Below are 6,600 nucleotides of genomic sequence, written 5' to 3'. Positions count from 1 at the left end.
AGATCCGACTGATTGGCGTCGGTACCGGATCTCAGGTTTTTGGAAGGGGCCTTTCGGGGCCCTTTCTGCTGTCAGGCCGCTATCGGCACTCCTGCGGCGCGCAATGCTTCACGCACAACCGCGCTCATGGATTGCTGCCGTTCATCGGCTGTCGCTTGCAGTTGAGCGAGCTCACTGCTGCGAAGCTTGACCGTCAGGAGCTTGTCTTTTTTTGTCGTGGTTGTCATCAGGCCGCAAGGTCTAGACCCCTGCAAGGTATCGACACTGGCAAGGGCAAACAGGTTCAGCGTGATACAAAACAGGCCGCGGTTGCCGCTACCGGCGGTGGCGGCCTTTTTACTGGACCGCAGCATCAAAACCGCTGGACCTGTTGCTATGACTGGGGTTTCGGCGCCCTGAGTACCTGTTCGAGTACCTGCACGAGAGGCAGTGTGGCATCGCCATTTCGCGAGATTGGTGGGTCTAACTCACCATCAGCACTGCATTTTCAGTGCCAACAGGGCCAGCACCCGCGGGGTTGCATTCTCAATAAGCGGCAAACCCGGTCCAATTCTCACTGTCTCGCCCACTCGATCAGCAACTCGCCCACGTCGGTTAACTCGTCTCGATCAGCGGTGGCATCAGGCGCCAGCTTCAAGCACCATCTCAAAACCGTGGTGTTGAGCCTCAGGTACTTCTGCAGCGTCTGGTCTGCAATGCCTTGCTGGCGGCCCGCTTCCAGCAACAAGGCAATGCTGGGCCCAGCTTCCTGGGCAACCTCTAGGAGCCTGTCCAGCTTGTCGAAGGCGGCGCCTATGTCGTTATCCATGGCCGAACCTGCCCATAGGTGGGCGGTGGTGGCTTGATTGCATTGATAGATCCAGCAGCGAGCGGGTGGCACCTACGGCGGCGGCATATTGCCCAGCTTTCTCTGCCTTGCGGGCGATGCGCTCCAAACGGTTGACGCAAGCGGCCAACATGTCCTGTTTTTCGACGTGCTCCAGGTCATCCACGAGCTCAGCGTGAGCCTTGTAGACGTGTCTGCGCGCAGTCCGGCGTGAGCACCCCCAGCGATCGGCCAGAGCGGTCACCAGCTCGGTGCAGCCATAACCCTCGCCCAACATCTTGAGCGCCTCCTGCTGCCGCTGCTGGATGACGCTGGGGCCTGCCATTACAGCAACCTCATCCGCCGCCATTCAGCGATCATTTTCTGCCGCGCCTTTTGGGTCATATCAGATTCCGCCAATATCACCAGCGCCTCGATAGTGATGTTGTATCCGGTGCGCTTCTCATCCCCGATCCTCAGCGCCGCGTCAATTACGTTTTCAGTCATGGCAACACCTCCACCAGGGCGGCGAGTTGCTGGTGCTCCAGCTCCACGGCTGCCTGCTGCTCCAGCAGCGCGCCGGCCTGCATGGTGATCTGATCGCCTATGCGTAGGCGGGTGTCCTGCAACTCCTGTAGGCGCTCCAGGGCCTGGTTGCGTACATCTGGGCGACTCAGCAACCTGGGCAGTTCTTCGGCCCAAAACCACGCCACAGCAGCTTCTGGCAGCCCGCTAGCTGTCGGATCAGGAGCTGCATCACGAAACTGCAAAACCTTGTCGAGAGCTCGGCGGTGTTCGTGGGGCGCCAGCCGCACCCAGTTAGCGATTGGGTGCATACGAGAGATAGACATCACCGCCACCCCGTGAGACGTGGGCTTAATTGCTGCCTGTAGCGGGCGTCAGCGGCGGCCTGATTGCGCTGCCGTAGTTGCTCGGTTTGCATCACCAGCGCCTGGGCTCGCATCGCTGCCGCCTCACGCTCCTCAGCCTCACGCCGGTAGCTGCCATCTTGTAGGCCAAGGAAACTGGCCAGCTCAGGATCGCGTTTACATATCAGCGATCTAGCCGTGAGGTTTTGCTTTAGCGCCTCAGGGTTAAGAGGGCTGCCGTATTGGCGTTTGGGTAGCGCAGCACCAGTTTTGAGTATCCGCGCCTCAAGGTGCCTTGCCTGCTGCTCTGTCGCCTCAGCGGCGGCGTGTGCCTGGCTGATCTGGGTGTCGAGGTCACTCATAGCGACACCCCCTGAGCACGCCGAGCCTGAGCTGAATCCAACGGGTTCGGCACCCGTGGTTCATCGTCATCCGGGAAGTGCTGATCAAACGATGCTGCAAACCGTTCTGATGCAGCTTCAGCTCGCAGCTCAGCGATCAACAGATGCGCCGCCAATGTTCTGGGCAGGACTGCATCTTTTAAGTTTTTTCGGGTCACGCAACTCCGGCGGCTGCTTTTAGTCTAAGACCCCCGTTTTGCGCTACAGTGCCGGAGTCGATGGGCGAGCGCAGCGGTAAGCGCCCCACGGCAGAACATGCACCCCGACACTTGCGCAGCATTGCGGCTGCTGGTGTTAGCCCTTACGGCGCACCCTGAAGACATCGCCACACTGAACGATTACGGCAACATGCCCGAACATTTAGCCGACGTGATCGGCGACCACATCGACGGCGACGGCTAAAAACAAGGCAACGAAACTGCTTCAATCGTCAGGCATGCGCCAAAGCCCACGGAGCGGCCGCTAGCAGCGCCTGCAATGGCCCTGATCGATGCAGTGGCGCCATCACGCTGCACAACCCACCAGACAGCACCGCCGGGCTTCTGCTTACACCTGAGCAACTTGAATCCCGGCCGGGGCTGGTGACCATCGGGCCAGCTACTCACCGTGGCGGGTGACATCCCCAGCAGCTCGGCAAGCTCCAGCGATGACAGCGCCACACCTAGCTCTGCAGCCTCTGCAAGCGCCTTAGCCCGGCGTAGCGGGTCAACAGGCGCAGCGGGCATTGCAGCCGCCACAGCCGCTGCCAGCAGTGCTAGCTGGCTGCCATCGTGCGATGTCACTGCTAGCTCAGGCGTCACTGCTAGCTCACTGCCACCGTGGGGTGTCACTGCCACCGCTCCAGGGAATGAAGCCAGCGACCCGCCAGCCTTGCAGTGGGCATCAAGGCGGTCACCATCAGCAACGCGATCACCAGGCCAAACGGTGAGTGTTGGCCCCTTGCGTTGCAGCTCAACACCTAATGCCTTAGCCCGCGCCTTCAAGGCGTTGCGGCTGATGCCCCAGCGGCGCTCCAGTTCGGCGATGGATACATCCGGATGGATCTCTTCAAGTTCAAGTGCTGTCACTGCGACCGTGGGATGTCAGTGACGGCATGACAGCGCATGGCAGCGGCGGCGTCAACTGGCACACCCAGGGCCCTCGGGCCCTAATTGGACACGGCTTTTGTGGGTGTACTACCGGCGTTGGACTGCGTAACCCTGCAAATGGCGCCCTTTCGGGCGTAACTCCACACCATCAGCCCTGGCCACAACTGGCGCAACTGTCACACCCGGTTCTGCGTACCTGCATTGTCAGCAGTCACGCGGCCCGCGGCTTAGCGGCTTTGTTAGCGGGCCAAGGGTGCGCTTGTAACTTCAGATAGTAACTTTGTAACTTCAGCCGCTAACTTTGTAACCGGCGCAGCGTAGAAGTGTACGTTTTGCGGCGGCAATGTAAGCAAGGCGATCCCGAAAGTCAGGATCAGAGCCAGACAACCTCAGCAGTGCCAAGCGATTTGCCGCGTTAATAGTCTTTAGCGTTAGCGGGTATTCAGGGCTAAGCATTGCGTCAGCGGCGAGAAAGTCCAACGCCAACCGCTCAGGGGCAGCGATTGCAATAGGAAAAGACAGTTGCGCCAGCCGCCGCTGTCGCCCGCTGCAGGAGGCGTCCATCACGCTGCCTCGGGGTGGAGCTGTATTTGGTCAGCCGCGACGTTCAAAGACTCGCCGTCGCGGGAGATCCGGTAGCGAGTGCCAGTGCTGACATCCACCACGTCGGCCACCTTCCAGCCATGACACCAACCATCAGGGCCTAGGTGCTCCACCGCAGCGCCAAGAGGTATCAAGGCAGCAGGTGAGCCACTTGGTTGAGCAACGAACAGAGGCAGGTGGCTCACTTGGCTCACCTGTTGCAGTGACTGGCTTTTGACTGGCTCACCTTGTGGCTCACTTGCTGGGGTGAGCCGCTCACTTGGCTCACTTGCTGTAGGTGGCTCACTTGCTGCTGGTGAGCCGGTGTGAGCCAGTGGGTGAGCCATCGAGAACCCTTGCGGTGCAGTGGGTGAGCCAAGTGAGCCAATCAACTCTCTTTCCTCCCCGCGTAGTGGCTCACCTTTGGTGCGATAGGTGCGCTCGTTGCCTGTTTTGGTCGACTCCACCAAACCGAGAACCTCAAGCCGCTTGAGCACCTTTCGGGTGGTGGCGGCCTTGGCCCCTTTGGCCTCGTATTCCTCACCAGCGCCTTCCATAAGCGCCCTCAAGGTCATCCAGCCATCAGCGGCGTCCAAGAGCGCCCACACGTCGCCTTGGGCCTCGGTGAGGTTGCTGATGGCTCGCTCCTGGCGCTCCTGTTGCTTCAGAGCCTCGGCGTCACCTTCGTTACTCCAGAACCCAGAGGCGTCTGACCTCACAACAAGGTGCAAGGTTTTTCCGCCTCGTTTGGTGCTGAGTAACTCGCGGCGCTCGTCTGATTCCTGCGGCACCAAAACGCCGTTTTCCATCCTGTAAATCAACCCGAGGCCAATCACACGCGACACTGCGGCGTCAATGTCTCCAGAACCGCGGCCAGCACCTACGCCGAGGTTCCCCTCTTTTCCTGCACCTTTACGGGTGTGGTGGGTGAGTATTCCCCACGCATCACCGAGAACCTCCTGTAATTGGCGAACAGGTCTCCCTGCTGCCTTAGTTGCTTCATCAATGCCAGGTGGCAGGCAGCTACTTAGGGAGTCAACTAAGACCATGCCGCCGGGGTTGTGGTCAACCCATCGGCGAATTATTGCCAAACCGTCAGCATCAAGGCCTACGGCGGTCTCTAAGCCGTACAGGGTGAGGTTTGGGTGGATTCGTACCGTTTCACCGTCAAGCCGCTTGCAGAGGCCTACAGGCTCAAGTGTGATCGCCCAATCCTCAAGCGTTTGGTCACTCCCAACGATTAACGCGTGGCGGTTTTTCGGTTCAATGCCGTTAAGGGGCAGGTTGAGCCACGTTTGGTCACCTCGCAGCCATGCCGCCAGGCAAGCCGCTGCTAGCCGCGATTTGCCTGCGCCTGATTGACCCACCAATAGGTTGAGGCCGTGGCGAAATAGGCCATCGACTGCCCACGGGGTCGCTTTCACCTTGAAGGTTCCACCTCCCGTGATGGGTTCAGCTTTTGCTCTGACAGCGCGGTGGGCCTGTTCGAGTAGCTGCTCAAGGTTTCGGCCTGTAAGTCGGTTGACCTCAAGATCACCGGCTTTGCTGGCTAGCGAGGCAACCGCCTTCATCACTGGCCAGTCACTGCAAGCCACTACCGCCGCGTGTTCTTCCAGTTCTTGCCAGCGGTCTTCAAAGGTGAGTGGCGCCGGTGGTGCTCCCTCCTCGCCATGGCGAGGAGGAGTTCCCTTGGCGCCTTTGCGGCGCCTATCTGGATCTGGCGCGACAAACACCGAGAACACGTCGCCATTGCCCTGCACCTTGCTGAAGGCCCAGATGGTGCCTTGCTTGTCGGTTATCTCGTCGCCTGCTTTCAACCCCATGGGCGGCTTGAAGGTGCTGCCGTGGAAGCATCTGATCGTCTTGCCGTCTTTGTGCTGCGAGCAATAGCTGGTTGTATCTCTGCCGCAGATCGGGCACGGATTCAGTGATCGCCAATCACCTTTGCCGGTGCTTCTGGCTTTGGTGGTGGTGGTTTTGGTGGTGTCGCCAGCGATCGCCAGCGCCGCTTGCCACCAGCACTCGGGCGCCGTCGCAAGGTTTTCTGGGCCCATGTCATCAGGCCAGAAGTAGTGGCCTTTTGACTTGTGGTGTTGCCCCAGGACAATCACCTGCCCGGTGCCATGGAACAGCTCAACCGCTTCACCTTTGGCGATCGTCTTGCCGGTGTCGTCTTCGATAGGCGGCTTGGTGTCGACCTTGGTTTTGATCTGCCCTAGCTGCTGCTGCTGCTGCTCCGTGAGCCTGAATGCCACCTTCAGGCGGCTTTCGTCGGTGTTGCGGTGGATCTGCCATGTCGGTGTGGCAGCAGGGTCACAGCGGTGCTCTAGGCACCAACTCACAGCCGTTTCACCGTCTAGATCGAAGACAAGCAACCCATGGGCAGCCTTGCCGGTGCGGGTGCCGGCGGCGATCACCTTTTTGCAGGCGTTGCTGATCTGCTGCCACGAGTGCTTCGTAGTAGGCCAACCGACCAAAAGCGATCCATCGCGCAGGTTTGCCGGTGCTTTGCGCTCCGCCCCCGCACCTATCGCCAGCAGTGGCAGATCCAGTGGCTCCAGGCGGTGCAACTGATTGCGCCATCCTTTCTGGCCCCAGTCAGTTGCGGCAAAACCCGCGCCTAGACTGGGGTTGTGCGCATCCTCACCATAGGCTTGCGGGCACGATGCGCCTTGCTTTACTGTTGCTGATAGATCCATTGGTCCCCTTGGGGCTAGTGGTTTGGTTGAGATCCGACTGATTGGCGTCGGTACCGGATCTCAGGTTTTTGGAAGGGGCCTTTCGGGGCCCTTTCTGCTGTCAGGCCGCTATCGGCACTCCTGCGGCGCGCAATGCTTCACGCACAACCGCGCTCA

At 60.0% G+C, this 6,600-nt stretch carries 10 protein-coding genes; 2 read left to right on the top strand and 8 right to left on the bottom strand.

Annotated elements, in window-relative coordinates; all coding sequences use genetic code 11:
* Nucleotides 1-71: 71 nt before the first annotated feature.
* From KBZ15_RS15665 to KBZ15_RS15640, 6 genes are all read right to left on the bottom strand, one after another.
* Nucleotides 72-353 carry a ribbon-helix-helix protein, CopG family gene (locus tag KBZ15_RS15665; RefSeq protein WP_255016130.1) on the bottom strand — a complete coding sequence of 94 codons (282 nt, stop codon included), beginning with the start codon at nt 351-353 and terminating at the stop codon, nt 72-74.
* A gap of 200 nt (nt 354-553) precedes the next feature.
* On the bottom strand, nt 554-808 hold the full coding sequence (locus KBZ15_RS15660) for a hypothetical protein (protein WP_255016129.1): 255 nt from the start codon (nt 806-808) through the stop codon (nt 554-556).
* On the bottom strand, nt 801-1,151 hold the full coding sequence (locus tag KBZ15_RS15655) for a hypothetical protein (protein ID WP_255016128.1): 351 nt from the start codon (nt 1,149-1,151) through the stop codon (nt 801-803). Before KBZ15_RS15655 ends, KBZ15_RS15660 begins: the two co-directional genes overlap by 8 nt.
* Nucleotides 1,151-1,312, bottom strand: a complete 162-nt coding sequence (locus KBZ15_RS15650) for a hypothetical protein (protein WP_255016127.1) — start codon at nt 1,310-1,312, stop codon at nt 1,151-1,153. Before KBZ15_RS15650 ends, KBZ15_RS15655 begins: the two co-directional genes overlap by 1 nt.
* Nucleotides 1,309-1,641 carry a hypothetical protein gene (locus KBZ15_RS15645; protein ID WP_255016126.1) on the bottom strand — a complete coding sequence of 111 codons (333 nt, stop codon included), beginning with the start codon at nt 1,639-1,641 and terminating at the stop codon, nt 1,309-1,311. The genes KBZ15_RS15650 and KBZ15_RS15645 overlap by 4 nt, the downstream gene beginning before the upstream one ends.
* A 14-nt stretch (nt 1,642-1,655) precedes the next feature.
* The gene (locus KBZ15_RS15640) at nt 1,656-2,036 is read right to left on the bottom strand and encodes a hypothetical protein (RefSeq protein WP_255016125.1); all 381 of its coding nucleotides are present in this window, start codon (nt 2,034-2,036) and stop codon (nt 1,656-1,658) included.
* 318 nt (nt 2,037-2,354) lie between these two features.
* On the opposite strand from KBZ15_RS15640, the gene KBZ15_RS15635 reads away from it, so the two are divergent.
* A complete protein-coding gene (locus KBZ15_RS15635) occupies nt 2,355-2,477 on the top strand; it encodes a hypothetical protein (protein ID WP_255016124.1) in 123 nt (40 codons plus the stop codon).
* Here KBZ15_RS15635 and KBZ15_RS15630 read toward each other — a convergent pair.
* On the bottom strand, nt 2,474-3,142 hold the full coding sequence (locus KBZ15_RS15630) for a hypothetical protein (RefSeq protein WP_255016123.1): 669 nt from the start codon (nt 3,140-3,142) through the stop codon (nt 2,474-2,476). The two genes, KBZ15_RS15635 and KBZ15_RS15630, sit on opposite strands and share 4 nt — an antisense overlap.
* A 584-nt stretch (nt 3,143-3,726) precedes the next feature.
* A complete protein-coding gene (locus tag KBZ15_RS15625) occupies nt 3,727-5,799 on the bottom strand; it encodes an AAA family ATPase (RefSeq protein WP_255016122.1) in 2,073 nt (690 codons plus the stop codon).
* A gap of 39 nt (nt 5,800-5,838) precedes the next feature.
* Between KBZ15_RS15625 and KBZ15_RS15620 the strand changes: the two genes are divergently transcribed.
* Nucleotides 5,839-5,964: a hypothetical protein gene (locus tag KBZ15_RS15620; RefSeq protein WP_255016121.1), complete on the top strand. Its 126-nt coding sequence runs from the start codon at nt 5,839-5,841 to the stop codon at nt 5,962-5,964.
* Nucleotides 5,965-6,600 lie beyond the last annotated feature (636 nt).

Source organism: Cyanobium sp. BA20m-p-22, from assembly GCF_024346275.1.
Taxonomy (GTDB): domain Bacteria; phylum Cyanobacteriota; class Cyanobacteriia; order PCC-6307; family Cyanobiaceae; genus Cyanobium_A.
Note: the sequence above shows the minus strand (reverse complement) of the source record. Positions and strands in the feature narration are given on the sequence as shown.